Genomic DNA, 16355 nt, shown 5'->3' on the forward strand with positions numbered 1-16355 from the left:
CGGTCACATACCGATGTCCGACCCGTCCTTGCGCCACACGGCCACCACCGCGGGCCGGTTGACCTTCCCCGGCCCGTCCGGCCAGGCCGACAGCGGCTTCTCGGCCGTAGCCCCGTCGATCTCCCCGGGGTGCTGCACCGCGACCAGTACGCGCCGGCTCTGCACCAGCGGGCCGCAGGTCTCCGCACCGGCGGGCACGGTCAGGAACTGCTTGAGCTCACCCCGGCGCGAACCGCGGGTCGCCACGCCGAACAGCCCGTCGTGCGAGCCCAGCTGGTTGCCGTCGGTGGAGATCCACAGGTTGCCGTGCGGGTCGAAGGCCACGTTGTCCGGGCAGGAGATCGGGCTGACCTGGTCCTTGGGGAAGCCGGCGAAGTAGGTGGCCGGGTCGTCGGGGTCGCCGGCGACCAGGAACAGCTTCCAGGCGAAGGACCTGCTCTCGGCGCGGTTCCAGCGCTCGGTCAGCTCCAGGATCTGGCCGTGCTTGTTGCCGATGCGCGGGTTGGCCTCGTCCACGGGCGCGTTGCCGGCCGTGCCGCGGCGGGAGTTGTTGGTGAGGGCCACGTACACCTTGCCGGTGTGCGGACTGGGCTCGATGTCCTCGGGCCGGTCCATCTTGGTGGCGCCGACCTTGTCACCGGCGAGGCGGGTGAAGACGAACACCTCCTCGGCGGTCATGCCGTCGACGTGGCTGACGGCGCCGTCGGCGGTGGCGGTGGCCAGCGGGATCCACTCGCCGGAGCCGTCGAACTCCCCGTCGGACGGCAGCTTGCCGGTGCCGTCGATCTCGAATGCGGGGGAGTCGCCGGTCAGCCGGGCGACGTACAGGGTGCCCTCGTCGAGCAGGGAGAGGTTGTGCTCACGGACCGCGCGGGACGTGCCCTTCCGCATCCGCTTGGAGGACACGAACTTGTAGAAGTAGTCGAACCGCTCGTCGTCGCCGCTGTAGACGACCGGACGGCCGTCCTCGGTGAGCCGGACGGTGGCGCCCTCGTGCTTGAAGCGGCCCAGCGCGGTGTGCTTGCGGGGCGTGGACTGCGGGTCGTACGGGTCGAGTTCGACGACGTAGCCGAAGCGGTGGACCTCGTTGGGCTCCTGGGCGACGTCGAAGCGCTTGTCGAAGCGCTCCCACTTGCGCTCGGTGGCGCCGGTGCCCAGGCCGTAGCGCTTGTCGGTGGGCCGGGTGGCGTTGGCGAAGTACTGGTTGAAGTTCTCCTCGCCGTGCAGGGTCGTGCCCCACGGCGTCGTACCGCCCGAGCAGTTGTTGAGGGTGCCGAGGACCCGGGTGCCGGTCGGGTCGGCGGAGGTCTTCAGCAGGTCCGAGCCGGCGGCCGGGCCGGTCAGGCGGAAGGCGGTGGTGGCGGTGACGCGGCGGTTGAGCGGGTGCCGGGAGACCGGGACGAGCTTGCCGTCGGCGCGGTTGCCCTCGACGACGACCACGGACAGACCGTGCGCGGCCCAGGCGGTCTCGACCTGCTCACGGGTCGGGTCGGCGGGGTCGTAGCCGGGGAACATGAGGATCTCGTCGGTGTACTCGTGGTTGGCGACGAGCACCTGCCGGCCGGGCTCACCGGGCAGCGGCAGCAGGGAGAGGAAGTCGCAGTTGTAGCCGAACTGGCCCGCCTGGGCAGCGGCGTTCTGCCGGGCCGCGTCGAAGGCGGGAGCACCGCGCAGGATCGGTTCGCCCCAGCGGATGACGATGTTCTGCGCGTAGCCCTCGGGCACGGTGACCTGGTCGGCGGTGTTCGGCGCGACGGGCGTGAACCGCAGCCCGCGCGCGGCCCGGGCGGCGGCGTGGCGGTCCGCCGCGGCGGCCTGTGCCTCCGGGGCCACGGCGGCCGTGGCGGCCGTGCCCGCGGCGGCGGCCGCCGTGACGACGGCAGCGGCGCGCATCACGCTCCGCCGGCTCAGCGCGCCCGCGATGACATCGCCGACGTAGTCGTTGGCGCTGGTGTTGGGCACCTCGTGGTAACACGCGTCACCGCAGCGGAAGCGGCAGGTCAGGGCGGAACGGCCGCCCGGATGCGAATCGTTCGACGTTCGGATGATCGGCAGCGGAATGCGCACGTGGTTCTCCCCTGGATTCCCCTTGGACTCAGCGCCTCGGACGCTAGGAGCACGTGTGTGCGAGAGCGGGGAATCGGGGTGAACCGACGGTGAACGCGGCCCGTCCGGACGGCTGTCGGTCAGCCCTCGTCGACGCGTGCCAGCAGCCGCGCCAGTGCCGTGTCGAACTCCTCGGGCCGCTCCAGGTTCGGCATGTGGGCGGCGCCCTCGACGACATGGAGGGCGGAGTCGGGCAGGGCGGCGTGCAGGGTCTCGGCGTCGGCGACCGGGGTGTACTCGTCGTCGGCGCCCACGACGACCAGCGCGGGGACGGTGACACCGGACAGCAGGGGCCGGTAGTCGGGGCGCTCGGCGCGGCCGCGCAGGGCCGCGGCGGCACCCCGGGGGTCGGTGGCGGTCATCATGCGGTGGACGTGGGCCTTGACCTCGGGGCGGGCGTAGGGGGCGACCATCTTCTCCAGGACCTCGTCGGCGTAACCGCGCATGCCCTCGGCCAGCAGGCGGTCGGCCATCGCGTTGCGGGCGCGCCTGCCCTCCTCCGTCTCGGGCTCGGCGAAGGTGTCGGCCAGCAGCAGGCCGCGCACGCGGTCGCCGAAGAGGGCGAGGCAGGCCATCGCGATCTGGCCGCCCATGGACAGGCCGCCGAGCACGAAGCCGTCCACCTCCAGCTCGTCCAGCAGCTCCTCGATGTCCTGCGCGAAGCGGGACAGCGGGGTGATGCCGGGGACGACCGGGGAGGCGCCGTAGCCGCGCAGGTCCGGGGCGATCACCCGGCGCTCGGGCGCGAACGCCTCGATCTGCGGGGCCCACATCGTGCGGTCGAAGGGGTGGCCGTGGACGAGGACGAGCGGCGTCGCCGAGGAATCGCCGCCTTTGTCCTCGTATGCGAGGAAGGGTGCCATGTCCCCGACCCTAGGCGGCCCCAACTCCTCGGCGCAATAAGATCATTGCCCTCGGTGCAATGCCGACGGCGTGCCACATCATGGGGGCCATGGACGACTACCGGCGTATCGCCGACCGCATAGCCGCCGACATCGCCTCCGGGCGCCTCGCCCCGGGGCAACGGCTGCCTCCGCAGCGGCAGTTCGCCCGCCGCCGCGGTATCGCCGCGTCCACCGCCGGACGGGTCTACGGCGAACTCGTGCGGCGCGGGCTGGTGGTGGGCGAGGTCGGGCGGGGCACCTTCGTGCGGGCGGCGCCGCCCACCGCGGGCGGGCGGGCCCTCACCGAGGCCCACACCTCGGCGCCGGTGAACCTGGAGCTCAACTACCCCTCCGCGCCCGGCCAGGCCGAGCTGCTCGCGCCGGCCCTGGAGGCACTGCGCCGGCCCGACGTGCTGGGCGAGGTGCTGCGCCCCGCAGCCGCGACCGGCACCGGGCCCGCCCGGGAGGCCGCCGCCGCGCTGCTGGCCGCGCCCGGCTGGAACCCCGACCCCGGGCAGGTGCTGTTCGCGGGCAACGCCCGCCAGGCCATCGCCGCCGCCCTCGCCTCACTGGTGCGGCCCGGCGGCCGGGCCGGTGTCGAGGAGCTGACGTATCCGCTGGTCAAGGAGATCGCCGCCCGGCTCGGCATCCGTCTGGTGCCCCTCCCCGGTGACGAGGAGGGCCCGCTTCCCGACGCGCTCGCCGCCGTCCACCGCCGGTCCCCGCTGTCCGCGCTCTACCTCCAGCCGACGCTGCACAACCCGACGTCCCGGACCATGGGCGAGGAGCGCCGTGCGCGACTGGCCCGGGCCGCGGCCGACTCGGGCGTTCCGATCGTCGAGGACCGCATCTGGTCCTTCCTCCGCCCCGGCTCCACCCCGCTGGCCGCCCACGCCCCGCACGTCACCCATGTCGTCGACGGCATGTCCAAGCGGGTCGCGCCCGGACTGACCGTCGGCTTCCTCGTCGTCCCGCCCGACCGGGTGCCGGCGGTCGCGGCCGCGCTGCGCTCGGGCGGCTGGGGCGCGGGGCGCTTCGCGCTGGAGGCGGCCGTACGGTGGTGCGCGGACGGCACCGTGGAGCGGCTGGTCGCGGCCAAGCGGGCGGACGCGGCCCGGCGGCAGCGCCTCGTCGCCGAGCACCTGGCGGGCTTCTCCGTACGGTCCGACCCGCACGCCTACTACGCCTGGTGGGAGCTGCCCCCGCCGTGGCGGGCGGACACCTTCGCCGCCGCGGCCGCCGCCCGCGGCATCGCCGTCACCCCCGGCCCCGCCTTCGCCGTCGACCCGTCCCGCACCCCGGACGCGGTCCGGCTGGGACTCGCCTCGGCCCCCGAGGAGGACCTGGTGCGGGCGCTGCGGACGCTGGCCGCTGTCGCCCGAGGCGGCCCGTCCGTGAGCCCGTCCGTCAGGGCGCCCGGCGGGACCGGCCCGCGTACCCCGTGAGCCGGGCGGCCCCCGCCACGGTGAGGCCCAGCCCCAGCAGCAGCCAGGACACCGTGCGCAGGGTCGCGGTCAGGGCGTCGTAGACCGCGCCCGCCGCCGCCGTGGAGACCTCGGCGGGCAGGTCGGTGACCGTGAGGTGCCGCCCGACGGCCACCGCCACGCCGAGCAGCGCGCCGCCGAGGGCCGTGCCGAGGGCCGTCGCGGTGACCGCGCGGCGGCGGCAGGCGGCGACGGCGATCCCGGAGAGGGCGAGCACGGCCGCCGCCGAGGGCAGCCAGAACGCGGCGACCTCCAGGGCCCGGAACCCCTCGCGCATACGGGCCAGTTCACCGGCCGGTACGACCGCGACCTCCCGGTGCGTGACGGGGACGTACCGGGCGAACGGCACGCCGTCCGCCGCGAGTTGCTCGCGCACGCCGGCCGCCACCGGTGCCAGGTCGACCGTGACCGGGCCCGGGGCCTCGCCGTGCAGGGCACGCAGCACGGCACCGTGCGTGGTGCGGTTCGCCTGGTCCCAGCCCGCGCGGAAAGCGGCGGTCGCGGTGAAGGACCGTACGGCGTCCCGCAGTTGCGGGCGGCCGAGGCCCTCGACGCGCAGCTCCCTCGCCAGGCCGTCCCCGACCGCGTCCGTGACCGTGTCCGCGACCGCGTCCCGGACGGCCGGGTCGCCGGCCAGCGGCGCCATCGCGTGCACGTAACGGCCCGTGTCCGCCAGCCCGTACGCGGCCCACGCCGCCAGCGCGCCGAACGGCACCAGCAGGCAGGACAGGGCGATGAGGGCGGCCGACAGGGCGGTCCGCAGGCGCGGGGACACCCTTCCAGGCAAGGCGCTCCAGCACGCGCACGCCAGCGGTCCGCGGCCGTACGGGTGCACACCCGCGCCGAGCTGGGCGTTCTCGCCTCCGGTGGAGCGTTCACCCGAACGGGTGTTTCCTGGAGTTGGGGAAAGGAGGCCGATCATGCGCACCACTTTGGCCCTGCGGACCCTGACCGCAGCCCTGCTCGCGGGTGCCGCGCTCGCCGCCACGGCGGCGGGGACCACGGCGGCAGCGGCGGCCCCACCGACGTCCGCCGCCGAACTCCGCGGCGATCACGGCGGCGACGGATCCCACGGTCCGATCTGGGGCACGGTCGTCTCCCGCACCGCGCTCAACGTGCGGATGGCACCCACCACCCACGCACCGGCCGTCGACCGGCTCGCGCCCGGCAGCCAGGACCGCATCAAGTGCAAGGTCATCGGGCAGAGCGTCAACGGCAACCCGTACTGGTACTGGCTCGTCGGCGCCCAGGGCTGGGCGAGCGCCGCCTTCGTCGACACCGACCGGCACCATGTGCCGGCCTGCGCGGACCCCTGTCCCGCATGGCGGGACGGACACTGGACCAACTGGAACGACCCGCTCGTCGGCGACTCCTGGAGCGCCTCCGGGTCGTGGAGCGTCTCCGGCTCCTGGAGCTGGAGCGTTTCCTGAGCCTCGTCGGACGACGGCCGGGACCAGCTCCCCCGTCGTGCGGTGAGTGGAGGGATGAGGGAAACGTGAACCCCGGCGGCCGACCCCACCGGGGTTCACGGCTGTCCGCCCGGAGCCGGGGCTCAGCGGATGCGGTGCCCCTCCGCGTCCTCGTGCGTGTAGTAGCGGTAGAAGACGATCACGAACACCGTCGCCGCCACCGCCAGCGCCATGCCCGTCGACCGCAGCACGGTGTTCCCGGCCTGGCTGTACAGGAACCCGAAGGCCGAACCCGCGAAGGCCGCCCACAGCAGGGCGTGCAGCTCGCGCTTCATCCGCGGGGCCACCGCACGCACGGCCGTCCACAGCGCCATGAACGCCAGCGCGCTGAGGAAGCCGAGGAGCACGTTCCAGCCGGTGATCTCGCCGCCGCTGCGGTTGTTGGCCGCGACCCAGTAGCCGTAGACCAGTCCCAGCGTGACGGGGACCGCCCAGTGTGCGATCCGGTGCGTGCGGGCGCCGAACACATCCGGGGTCCTGGACGGAGCCCCGGTCGGCGCCGCGGAGGTACGGCCGGTACGTCGTCCCGGCGCGGGTGCCGCATGAGCCATGAGAGCACTCCTCTCTCTCGCCCCCGCCTTCCAGGGCACACCTGCGGCGCCCCGAAGGCAAGTCGGCCGGTAGCCGAGCGGATGCGGGGTGTGCCGGGCCGTGTTTCGCTGGGCCCGTGAGCGGTGGTCGTCCGGTGAGAGTCGGTGGCGGCGGGCAGCGGCTGCTCGACCGGTATCCCCGGGCCGGGCACCGGGACGCCCTGCACCGCCACCAGCTGCTCCGGCTCCGCGGCCGCAGCGTGGCCTGGGTGCCGCCGCTGCTGCTGCTCCTCGCGGTCGTGGGCGCCGACTACTGGACCGGCCCCGACTTCCGGATGATCTCCTGGGTGGTGCTGGTGCCGGGCATCGCCGCCGCGATCTGCGGCATCGCGGGCACGGCCGCGTTCGCGGTGCTCGCGCCGATCGTCTACCTCGTCGCCGACGCCCTGCTGCCCACCCAGTACGACGCCGGACCCGCCGACTTCGTGCTGGCCGCGCTGGGCGGTGTCCTCGCCACCCTCGCCTGCGTGGTCCGGGTGCGCGGGGAGCGGCACATCCTGCGGATGCAGAACATCGCCGACACCACCCGCCGCACCGTGCTGCGCCCGCTGCCGCCCGGCTTCGGCGGCCTGGAGCACGCCGCCGTGTACCTGGCCGCCGACACCGACGCCCGCGTCGGCGGCGACTTCTACGACATCCAGCCCGGCCCGCACGGCACGCGTGTCCTTCTCGGCGACGTCCAGGGCAAGGGCCTGACCGCCGTGGAGACGGCCGCCGCGCTGCTCGGCACCTTCCGCGAGGCCGGCTACCACGAGGCCGACCTGCGCACGGTCGCCGAACGCCTGGAGACCCGGATGATCCGCCACCGCGGCCACTACGCGGACCTGGGCCTGCCCGACGGCGACCGCTTCGCCACCGCGGTGCTGCTGGGCTTCCCCGAGGACACCCCGGACGCCGTCGACGTCGTCGTCCTCGGGCACGAGCCGCCGCTCGTCGTCGGCCCGCACGGGGTGCGCGCCCTCCCGGGGGCCGACGGCCTCCCCCTCGGCCTCGGCGAGCTGGCCGCCGCTGCGGGGCCCCCGCCCGTGCACCGGATGCCCCTCGCCCCCGGCGAGACCGTCCTGATGACCACCGACGGCGTCACCGAGGCCCGCGACCGCTCCGGCACCTTCTACCCCCTCGCCGCCGAGGTCGCCCGCGCCGTCACCGCCGACCCGGGCACCACCGCCCCCTCCCGCCTGGTCGCCTATGTCCGCGACGGCACCCTGCGCCACTGCGGCGGACGGCTGGCCGACGACACGACGGTGTTCGCGGTACGGCGTCAGAGCTAACGGGCGGGCTTCCGCAGCGGCATCCGATGGCCACCCGTTACGGTGAGGGCGCGGTCCGTGATCCACCGCGGTACGTGATCTACAGGGGAGGCGACCAATGCCCGGAACGGTGCTGCTGCTCGCGGCCTCGCCGGTGGGGCGGGGACGGCTGGTGGACGCCGTGGCGGTGCTGCCGGTGCTGGCGGCCGTGGCGCCCGGCGTGCTGTCCGGCACCGACACCGCCAACGTCGTCGAGCTCGCCGACCCGCTGGACCCGCAGGCCGTGCTGACGCGGCTGCGCGCGGCCGCCGCGGCGCCCGGCCCGCTCACCGTGTTCGTCGCCGGCCAGCTCCAGCTCGACCGCCGCCAGCGCCTGCCCCATCTCGCGCTGGCCCGCACGACCCCGGCGACCGTGCGCTACACCGCCCTGCCCTGGCACTGGTTCCGCGAGGAACTGCGGCTGCGCCCGCCGGGCACGACCACGCTCGTCCTCGACCTGCACGCGGACGCCGAGACCTGGGACCAGCTGCGGGACCGGCCGCTGGACTGCGGCCGCGGTACGACGGTGTACGGCAGGATCGCGCCGCCGCCGGGCAGACGGAGTGTGGGGCGGCCGTCGTACATGAAGGCCGTCGCGACCGTGCTGCGCAGCGGGCACCGGCCGCCGCTGGAGCGGCTGCACGAGGAGGCGCTGGGCAGGGTGGCCGCGGAGGAGGCCGTCGGTCTGGAGCTGCGCACCCCCGCGCCGCCCGTCGCCCAGGACGCCGGGACCGACCCGCACGCCGCGATCACCGCCGCCGTGGAGGCCGGCCGCCACACCGACGCCGACGCGCTCGCCGCGCGCTGGGAGGTGGCCGCCGTACGCGCCCACGGGCCCGGGTCCGCGGAGGCCCTGCACTGGACGGAGGTCCGCGCCGACCTGGCGATGCTGGCCGGGGACCCGGTGGGCAGCTGCCGCACCTGGCTCGCGGTCGCCGCCGCCAGGCTCGCGGCCGGACAGGGCCCGGACGCCCCGGAGGTCGAGGCCGCGGTGGACCGCGCCCATCACCAGTGGGGCCGTATCGACGACGAAGCGCGGGCCCGTGAACTGGGGCCCGCGCTCGCGGAGTTGCGCTCCAGGGTGCCCGGCCGGCGGCAGGGCGCCCTGGAGGACGTGCGGGGGCGGCTCAGCCGGCTGGAGTCGGTCGCCGGCTGAGCCGTGCCTGCCGCGTCCTGATCAGTTGCTGAAGTACAGGTACTTCCAGCTGCCGTAGGTGGTGGAGTTCACCGAGTCGCCGGACGAGCCGTTGACGTAGACGGACCGGACGCGGGCCTTGACGCCGGCCTCGCCGGGGGCGCCGAGTTCCACGACGGACCTGCCGTCGGTGCCGAGCGTGAAGTACTCCTAAGCCAGGGTGTGCCAGCCGCCCTGGTAGTAGGCCTGGAGGTCGAAGCGCTGCATGCGGCCCGGGTAGGCGGGCATGGCCGTGGTGATCAGCGGGTTGGTGTTCTTGTGGAACCAGGCGTACGTGGTCGAGCCGATCTTCGCCGTCCGGTAGTGCCGGGACACGGAGGTCGAGACCCGCACCTTGGCGTACGCCGTGACCTTGACGGTGCGCGGCTTGTAGCGGGAGTCGCCCTTGAAGACGGCGTAGACGGTGGTGTCGCGGGCCATGTCGACGACGCCGGAGATGTTGCCGGCGGAGTTGACGGTCCCGGACCTGATCAGCCGCTTGGGCCGGTCGGTGCCGAAGGGGTCGGCCCAGAGCTCGACGGTGCGGTTCTTGTACGTGGTGCCGAGGTGGGCGGTGAACCGCACGTCGGCGCCGTAGCTGTACAGCCTGCCGTTGTTGTTCAGGGTCAGCGCGGGCGTGGCCCGGGAGACCTCGACGGTGTCCGAGGCCGCGGCGGGGGTGTGCGTCGCGTCGCCCGCGTATCGGACCGTGTACCTGACCTTGCCGCCGGAGTACGGGGTGTCGCTGAAGGAGAACTTGCCGCCGGTGCCGAGGGTCTTGGTGCCGAGGGACCGGCCGTCGGGCGACTCCATGTCGGTGCGGGTGACGGTGATCGGCGTGCCGGCCGGCAGCTTGGCGCCGGACACCAGCGTCCCGGTGACGGTGAGGGGCTTGGCGCGCGGGGCGGTGGCCGGCGCGCTGACCGTCGCCGTGGTGAGGTACTTGCGGGGTTCGTCGATCCGGTGGAAGCGGGTGTTCTCGCTGTCGCCGGTGAGCACGAACAGCCTGGACCCGTCGGCGGACCAGTTCAGCTGGTGGCCCCACTCCGGCATCCACTGATGGGTCAGGTTGCGCACGCTCGCCGGCTTGGCCGGGCCGCCGCTGAAGACGTACGTGTCGCCGAGGTCGTCCACGTCACGGACGGTCGCGGCGACCGTGCCGTCAGGGGCGACGTCGACCGACAGCGGCTGGTCCGCGACCGGGTAGGTGTGCGCCACCGACAGGTCGGACAGGCGGTACTCGGTCAGCGCGCGGCTGCCGGGACCGGCCACCACGATCGACTGGCCGTCCGGCTTGAGCGCGGCGTCCCGGTGGAAGCCGCCCGGTGTGGCCGAGGTCCGGATCGCCGGGGTGCCCGAGGAGACGTCGTACACGACCATCGGCCCTGAGCTGATGTGGCCGTCCAGCGCGACGAGCGTGCCCGGGTTGTCCGGGTCGGCGTACAGCATGGGCGGGCTGGACCAGTCGTGGCCGGCGTCCAGCCCGAGGCGCACGGTCGGTGCGGGTGCGGGCGTCTCCGCCGGCTCCGGTGCCGGCGGCGTCAGGTCGACCGCGCCGAGACCGGAGTCCCATTGGTCGCCGTAGCCGAACCACACCGTGCCGTCGGTGTAGGCGACCGTGGAGGGGATCGTCCCCGTGCCGGTCGGATACTCGGCGGTCTTGGTGAGCTGCTCGGTGTCGATGGCGACGATCTTGTCGGCGCCCTGCACCGCGGCGTACACCGTCTTGGAGTCCGGAGTGATCACGAGGTCCCGGACCTGCGGCAGGCCGCTGACGGTGCCGACGACCGTGCCCGAGTAGGTGGTGGCGACGATCTGATCGCGGGACCGGTCGCTGAAGAAGATGCGCTGGTGCACGCCGTCCACGACGGTGTCGTCCGCGTCGTACACGGCGACCGGGCGGTCGGTGTCGGCGGATGCCTGCGTCGCCGTGAGGACGGCTGAGCTGAAGAGGACTGCCAGGGCGGTGGCAGCCGGAAGAGTGCGGATACGCACGCTGTTTCGAACCCCCCGGTACGAAAAGAATGTAGAGCCGCACCCTAGGTCACGGCACTGACAACCACTCGGATGGGGGTGCACAACGGGCCGCCCGCTCGGGCCCGCTGATATCCCGGATGCAGGGGGAACCGCGAGCCTCTGCCTCCGACCGAAGGAAGTGCCGCCATGGCCAGCCTCGCCGTCGACTTCACCCAGGGCCTCAACGACGCCTGGTCGAAGATCGCCACGTTCGTGCCGAAACTCGTCGCCTTCCTCGTCATCCTGGCCATCGGCTGGTTCATCTCGAAGATGATCTCCAAGGTGCTGGACCGCGTCCTGCGCAAGGTCGGCTCCGAGAACCTCTCGGAACGGGCCGGAACCGCACGCCTCCTGCGCGACTCCAAGTACGACATGACCGGGATCATCAGCCGGATCGTGTTCTACGCGCTGATGCTGATCACGATCCAGCTCGCGCTGGGCGTCTTCGGGCCCAACCCGGTCAGCTCGATGATCAACGGCATCGTCGCCTGGCTGCCCCGCGGCATCGTCGCCGTCGTCCTCGTCGTCGTGGCCATGGCCATCGCCAACGCCGTGCGCTCCATCGTGGCCGGCGCCCTGTCGTCCCTCCCCTATGGCAGTACGGTCGCCGCCATCGCCTGGGCCGCCATCGTCGCCCTCGGCGTCATCGCCGCGCTCGGCCAGGCCGGCATCGCCACCGCGATCACCGGGCCGATCCTCTACGCCGCCCTCGCCATGATCGTCGGTGTCGTCGTGGTCGGTGTCGGCGGCGGCATGATCATGCCGATGCGGCAGCGCTGGGAGCGGTGGCTGACCGCCGCCGAGCGGGAGACCACGTCCGCCCGCGGCAGCATGTCCGCCTACCAGGCCGGCCGCGAGGACGCCATGCGCAACCAGCCCGCCCGCGAGCGCACCGACATGGGCATGGACCGGGGCATGGAGGGGCGGCGCGACATGCCGCCCGGCTCCACCGAGAGGTGAGTCAGTCCTGGGCCTTACGGGGTTCCGGAAGCAGGCCGTGCCGCTTGACCAGCCAGGTGATGGCGGTCAGGCGGCACACCGCGTAGTCGTGCCCGACGGGTTCGCGCCAGTCCATCTCCGCCAGCGCGTCCAGAAAGCCCAGCGCGTAGTCCGTGAGCGCCTCGGGATGGGGCGGCCGGGGGCTCAAGTCGGGGGTCGTCACCCCGAGCCGTTCCCTGATCTCCGCCACGTGCTGGTCCACCGCGGCCGTGAAGGCAGGCTCGAACGCGAACTCCGCGAAGCGGGGTCCGTACGAGGTGCTGATCCTGGCCAGAGGCGACATTTCTCCAAGGTAAGGGGGCGGGGTGGGTGTGCAGAGGCTGTTTTGTCGTGATTTTCGTTACGGGGATTTCCCGGTTCCCCTGAGCGGAGCGGAGTGGCGCCGTTACGCTCGGTCGCATGGTTCACGTGCGCGAACTCGACCCGAACGCCTCGCCGTTGGACTACTTCGGCTTTGAGCTCCGCCGTAAGCGGGAGGCGGCCGGGCTCACGCAGAAGGAGTTGGGGGGCGTCGTCTTCTGCACGGGCTCCCTGATCGGTCAGATCGAGACCGCGGCGAAGGTTCCCACCCGGGAGTTCGCCGAGCGGGTGGACGCGGCGCTGCTGACGGACGGGTTCTTCTCGCGGCTGGTCGGGCTGGTTCTGAAGAGCCAGTTACCGAGTTGGTTCCAGCCGTATGCGGAGATGGAGGCGAAGGCCACCTACATCTCCACATACCAGTGCCAGCTGGTGTACGGGCTCCTGCAGACGAAGGCCTACGCCCGCGCGGTGATGAGCGTGGAGCACAGCGAGCGGCTCGACGAGATGGTCGCCGCGCGGTTGGAGCGTCAGCAGATACTGCAACGCGAGGAGCCGCCGGTCCTGTGGGCTGTGCTGGACGAGGCCTGCCTGCACCGCGAGATCGGCGGCCGTGAGGTAATGCGCGAACAACTGGCACACCTACTGGGGCTGTTCGGCAACCCGTGGCTGGAATTGCAGGTGTTGCCCTACACCGCTGGAGAGCACACCGGGGTGATGGGCTCGTTCAACCTCCTGCGCTTCGAAAACCACCCCGACCTCTACTACAGCGAGAACTACGATCACGGGCACATGACAGCCAATCCGCAAGTGATCAGGGAGCGTTCGGTCGGCTACGCTCGGCTGCAGGCCGAGGCCCTCTCGCCGAGGGAGTCAGCCGCGCTGATCACTCGCGTGATGGAGGAACGCTATGGGAAGCAGCCAGTGGCGTAAGTCGTCGTACAGCGGCAGCAGCGGTGGAGACTGCGTGGAGTGCGCCACCCTCGGAGCCGCGCGCTGGCGTAAGTCGTCCTACAGCGGCAACACCGGCGGCGAGTGCGTCGAGGTCGCCGGCCTCCCCCGCGCCATCGCCGTGCGCGACTCCAAGAACCCCGAGCACGGGGTGCTGACCCTCAGCCCCCGTGCGTGGGCCGATTTCCTCAGCGGAGCCACCAGGTAAGGGAGTTGGTGGCCGCCGCCCGGGCACCCGGATCACGCAGGGCCGCTGAACCGTCGGAGACACTCGCCCTGATGGTGTGCGGCCCCGCACCCCGTACGCCCAGTTCCAGCGGTGTGACCGAGAGGTCGCCCGTGGCGCGGGTGACGCGCTTGCCGTCGACCGACCAGGTCACGGTGGGGGCCGCCAGGCCGGTCACCGGGGCCACGTCGACCGTGACACGGGTCGACCGAGTGAGGGGCACCGTCGTCGGGATCGGAGACGTCAGCGCGTCCGCGTGGGCGTAGAAGCCGGCGATCATCGCCTCGCGGCCGACGAGGTTGAACTCGGTGGAGGCGAGGGTGCGCATGATCGAGGTGTCGGTCGGGCGGTAGATGCCCGTCTCGTAGTAGCCGCCGCCCTCGTACGTGCCGACGGCCGAGCCGGTCGGGTCCTGCTCGCCCAGCCAGCGGTACCACTTGGCCGTGCCGAGGTCGCGGTGGGTGGTGAGGTTGACCGTGGCCGGCTCGGGGTCGGGGTAGGCGCCGTAGCCCGCGTACTGGTACTCGTCGGCCAGGTTGCCGATGGAGTGGCCCAGTTCATGGGCGCCGATCAGGTAGGAGCGCGCGTTGTCGGAGGACATCGTGGCGATGCCCCGGTACGTGGCGCCGGCGGGCGGCTCGTCGAAGGTGTAGCCCGCGCCGCCGTACTTGGCGGAGTTGGCGACCACGAAGACGATGTCCGCCGCCGGGGCCCTGTTCGCGTAGGCCGTGACGGCGTCCGGGTCGACGCAGAGCAGGCGCTCGATGTCGTCGCAGAAGAAGTAGGAGCCGAGGGCGGTGTCACGGGTGACGTCGGCGGTGGGGTCGCCGGTGACACCCGAGTCGGCGGAGGCGGACTCCACGAGCCAGATGTTGAACAGGCCCCGGTAGCTGCGGTACGGCTCGATCGCGAAGATCTGCTCCAGCTTCTCGCGGGCGTCGGCGGTGAAGTCGCCCTGCTGGGACGCCGTGTAGCCGTCGCCCATGACGACGAGGTCCAGGCGGCCCGACGTGGGGCCGGTCCGCTGGAAGGGCGTGACCGGGGTGGTGGCCGTGGCGGCCTGCGGCCGGACGGGGGCCCTGTCCGTGCGGACGCCGGTGTGGTGCGGGCGGCCCGACGTGAAGTACTCCACCTCGTGGATGTCGCCCGAACCCCCCGCCGCCTGGGCCGGTACGGCGCTTCCGGCGGCGATCAGGGCCGCCGTCGCGGCGATTCCCGCCCCGAGGGAGGCGATCCAGCGTGTGCGCGTGCTGTTGCGTATGGGCACGGCGACCTCTCGATAGAGACTGGTTAAGTGTGCTTAATTGGTCGCTTAAGTTAGGGGCTCGGTCGAGCAAGGCACAAGGGCGGGGCGTGAGTTGGCATGATGAGGCCCATGTCCAAGAGGGACGACCCCGAGGTCATCGGACGGCGGGTGCAGCGGCTCCGGCGCGAACGGGGCCTCACACAGCGGCAGTTGGCGGAGCCCGTCTACACGCCTGCCTATGTCTCCACCCTGGAGGCCGGCCGCGTACGGCCCTCCGACGACGCGCTGCGGCATCTCGCCGAGCGGCTCGGCGTCGAGTTCGAGGAGCTGGCCACCGGCCGGCCCGCCCGGCTCGCCACCGACCTGCGGCTGCGGCTCACCGAGGCGCAGCGGACGCTGGCGGTCGGGGAGGCCGAGGAGGCCGCCGCGCTGTACGCCGGGCTGCTGGCGGAGGCCGAGGGGCTCGGCCTGGTGGAGGAGCAGGCCACCGCCCTGCTGGGGCTCGGGGAGTGCGGCCTGGACACCGGGGACATCACCGCCGCCCGCGAGCACTTCGAGCGGGCCGAGCGGGTCCTGTCCGACGCCGACGCGCCGCTGCCCGCCCGGGTGCCCGCCCTGCGGGGGCGGGCCGTCGCCCACTACCTGGCCGGTGAACTTCGGTACGCCGTCTACCTGCTGGAGTCCACCCTCGACGAGCTCAACCGGGGCGGTCTGCACGACCCGGACGCCCTGCTGCTGCTCTACACCGGGGCCATCGCGCCGTACATGGACATGGGCGCCCACGCCCGCGCCGCCCAGGCCGCCGAGTTCGCCCTCGCGCTGGCCCCGCAGGCCGGCGACCCGGCGCTGGTGGCGCGGATGCACCGGTCCGTCGCGCGGACGCTGCTCGCCGAGGGGCGCGTCGCCGAGGCCGACGCCTCCCTCGCCAAGGCCGCCGAGATGTACCGGCAGCTGAAGATCCGCACCGAGCTCGCCAACTGCCACTGGATGCGCGGCTACGTCTGCGCCCAGAACGGCGAGCTGGAGCGCGCCGAGAGCGAGCTGCGCGCCGCCCAGGACATGCTCGCCTCCCAGCGGTCCGCCCTCTACAGCAGCCAGGTCGCCGTGGAGCTGGCCGACGTACTGCACCGGCGCGGGAAGTCCGAGGAGGCATCCGCCCTGCTGCACGGCGTCCTCGGGGACCTGTCGTCCGAGCGCGGGGCCGTGCACTCCGCCGCCGCCCACCGGCTGCTCGGCATCATCGCCGAGGACGCCCGCGACACCGAGGCGGCCGAGGAGCACTACGTCCGCGCCCTCAGCCTGCTGGAGCGGGCCGGAGCCGCCGGGGACCTCGCCGACCTGTGCCGGATGCTCGGGGATCTGCTGCGGCGCACCGGGCGGGTGGAGGCGGCCCTCGACGCGTACCGGACCGGACTCGGGCACCGTACGGCCCCCGGCACGACCACCCTCGGACCCGCACCCGCCCAGCCGCCCCTGTGACCGCCGCGTCGGCCCCTCGGGAGATGCGGTGACGAATGGTTTTGCCCGGCACCCCCCGGGTAGTCGGACGGCGCCCGCGAGCGGAGGACGGTGACGCCGCCACCTGCGGCGACGCCGCTCCACGCGCGGGCCCCGGAGCGACACC

Annotated in this window: 16 protein-coding genes; 8 read left to right on the forward strand and 8 right to left on the reverse strand. The window is 73.2% G+C overall.

Annotated features, from left to right (window positions below; genetic code table 11):
- Positions 1 to 3: 3 nt before the first annotated feature.
- Both ACIGXJ_RS11270 and ACIGXJ_RS11275 read right to left on the reverse strand, forming a co-directional pair.
- Entirely contained in the window at positions 4 to 2067 is a 2064-nt protein-coding gene (locus ACIGXJ_RS11270; RefSeq protein WP_399643166.1) for a PhoX family protein, read from the reverse strand.
- 119 nt (positions 2068 to 2186) lie between these two features.
- Complete coding sequence (locus tag ACIGXJ_RS11275) at positions 2187 to 2969, reverse strand: alpha/beta fold hydrolase (protein WP_399643167.1); 783 nt, start codon at positions 2967 to 2969, stop codon at positions 2187 to 2189.
- 89 nt (positions 2970 to 3058) lie between these two features.
- Between ACIGXJ_RS11275 and ACIGXJ_RS11280 the strand changes: the two genes are divergently transcribed.
- Entirely contained in the window at positions 3059 to 4435 is a 1377-nt protein-coding gene (locus ACIGXJ_RS11280; protein ID WP_399643169.1) for a PLP-dependent aminotransferase family protein, read from the forward strand.
- Here the strand turns inward: ACIGXJ_RS11280 and ACIGXJ_RS11285 are convergent.
- A complete protein-coding gene (locus ACIGXJ_RS11285) occupies positions 4398 to 5249 on the reverse strand; it encodes a hypothetical protein (RefSeq protein ID WP_399643171.1) in 852 nt (283 codons plus the stop codon). The two genes, ACIGXJ_RS11280 and ACIGXJ_RS11285, sit on opposite strands and share 38 nt — an antisense overlap.
- A gap of 145 nt (positions 5250 to 5394) precedes the next feature.
- On the opposite strand from ACIGXJ_RS11285, the gene ACIGXJ_RS11290 reads away from it, so the two are divergent.
- Positions 5395 to 5904 (forward strand): SH3 domain-containing protein, encoded by a 510-nt coding sequence (locus tag ACIGXJ_RS11290; protein WP_399643173.1) that lies wholly within the window; start codon positions 5395 to 5397, stop codon positions 5902 to 5904.
- 122 nt (positions 5905 to 6026) lie between these two features.
- On the opposite strand, the gene ACIGXJ_RS11295 is transcribed toward ACIGXJ_RS11290, so the two are convergent.
- The gene (locus ACIGXJ_RS11295; RefSeq protein WP_399643174.1) at positions 6027 to 6494 is read right to left on the reverse strand and encodes a hypothetical protein; all 468 of its coding nucleotides are present in this window, start codon (positions 6492 to 6494) and stop codon (positions 6027 to 6029) included.
- Positions 6495 to 6610: 116 nt separating this feature from the next.
- Here ACIGXJ_RS11295 and ACIGXJ_RS11300 point away from each other — a divergent pair, with 116 nt between their 5' ends.
- Both ACIGXJ_RS11300 and ACIGXJ_RS11305 read left to right on the forward strand, forming a co-directional pair.
- The gene (locus ACIGXJ_RS11300; protein WP_399643176.1) at positions 6611 to 7804 is read left to right on the forward strand and encodes a PP2C family protein-serine/threonine phosphatase; all 1194 of its coding nucleotides are present in this window, start codon (positions 6611 to 6613) and stop codon (positions 7802 to 7804) included.
- A gap of 97 nt (positions 7805 to 7901) precedes the next feature.
- Positions 7902 to 8978 (forward strand): hypothetical protein, encoded by a 1077-nt coding sequence (locus ACIGXJ_RS11305; protein ID WP_399643178.1) that lies wholly within the window; start codon positions 7902 to 7904, stop codon positions 8976 to 8978.
- Between the two features lie 21 nt (positions 8979 to 8999).
- Here the strand turns inward: ACIGXJ_RS11305 and ACIGXJ_RS11310 are convergent, their stop codons facing one another.
- Both ACIGXJ_RS11310 and ACIGXJ_RS11315 read right to left on the reverse strand, forming a co-directional pair.
- A complete protein-coding gene (locus tag ACIGXJ_RS11310; RefSeq protein WP_399643180.1) occupies positions 9000 to 9131 on the reverse strand; it encodes a hypothetical protein in 132 nt (43 codons plus the stop codon).
- Positions 9132 to 9167: 36 nt separating this feature from the next.
- Positions 9168 to 10991 carry an Ig-like domain repeat protein gene (locus tag ACIGXJ_RS11315; RefSeq protein WP_399643181.1) on the reverse strand — a complete coding sequence of 608 codons (1824 nt, stop codon included), beginning with the start codon at positions 10989 to 10991 and terminating at the stop codon, positions 9168 to 9170.
- Positions 10992 to 11159: 168 nt separating this feature from the next.
- Here ACIGXJ_RS11315 and ACIGXJ_RS11320 point away from each other — a divergent pair, with 168 nt between their 5' ends.
- The gene (locus tag ACIGXJ_RS11320) at positions 11160 to 11972 is read left to right on the forward strand and encodes a hypothetical protein (RefSeq protein WP_399643183.1); all 813 of its coding nucleotides are present in this window, start codon (positions 11160 to 11162) and stop codon (positions 11970 to 11972) included.
- A 1-nt stretch (position 11973) separates the two neighbouring features.
- Here ACIGXJ_RS11320 and ACIGXJ_RS11325 read toward each other — a convergent pair whose 3' ends face one another.
- Positions 11974 to 12294, reverse strand: a complete 321-nt coding sequence (locus tag ACIGXJ_RS11325; protein WP_399643185.1) for a DUF6401 family natural product biosynthesis protein — start codon at positions 12292 to 12294, stop codon at positions 11974 to 11976.
- A gap of 116 nt (positions 12295 to 12410) precedes the next feature.
- On the opposite strand from ACIGXJ_RS11325, the gene ACIGXJ_RS11330 reads away from it, so the two are divergent.
- The gene (locus ACIGXJ_RS11330) at positions 12411 to 13241 is read left to right on the forward strand and encodes a helix-turn-helix domain-containing protein (protein WP_399643187.1); all 831 of its coding nucleotides are present in this window, start codon (positions 12411 to 12413) and stop codon (positions 13239 to 13241) included.
- Complete coding sequence (locus ACIGXJ_RS11335) at positions 13219 to 13467, forward strand: DUF397 domain-containing protein (RefSeq protein ID WP_399643188.1); 249 nt, start codon at positions 13219 to 13221, stop codon at positions 13465 to 13467. The genes ACIGXJ_RS11330 and ACIGXJ_RS11335 overlap by 23 nt, the downstream gene beginning before the upstream one ends.
- Here ACIGXJ_RS11335 and ACIGXJ_RS11340 read toward each other — a convergent pair.
- Positions 13448 to 14752, reverse strand: coding sequence for a M64 family metallopeptidase (locus tag ACIGXJ_RS11340; RefSeq protein ID WP_399643190.1), 1305 nt, complete (start codon positions 14750 to 14752; stop codon positions 13448 to 13450). The two genes, ACIGXJ_RS11335 and ACIGXJ_RS11340, sit on opposite strands and share 20 nt — an antisense overlap.
- 108 nt (positions 14753 to 14860) lie before the next feature.
- On the opposite strand from ACIGXJ_RS11340, the gene ACIGXJ_RS11345 reads away from it, so the two are divergent.
- Complete coding sequence (locus ACIGXJ_RS11345; RefSeq protein WP_399643193.1) at positions 14861 to 16210, forward strand: helix-turn-helix domain-containing protein; 1350 nt, start codon at positions 14861 to 14863, stop codon at positions 16208 to 16210.
- The last annotated feature ends 145 nt before the right edge of the window (positions 16211 to 16355 follow it).

It is taken from the genome of Streptomyces sp. NPDC053367, assembly GCF_044545925.1.
In the GTDB taxonomy this organism is placed as follows: domain Bacteria; phylum Actinomycetota; class Actinomycetes; order Streptomycetales; family Streptomycetaceae; genus Streptomyces.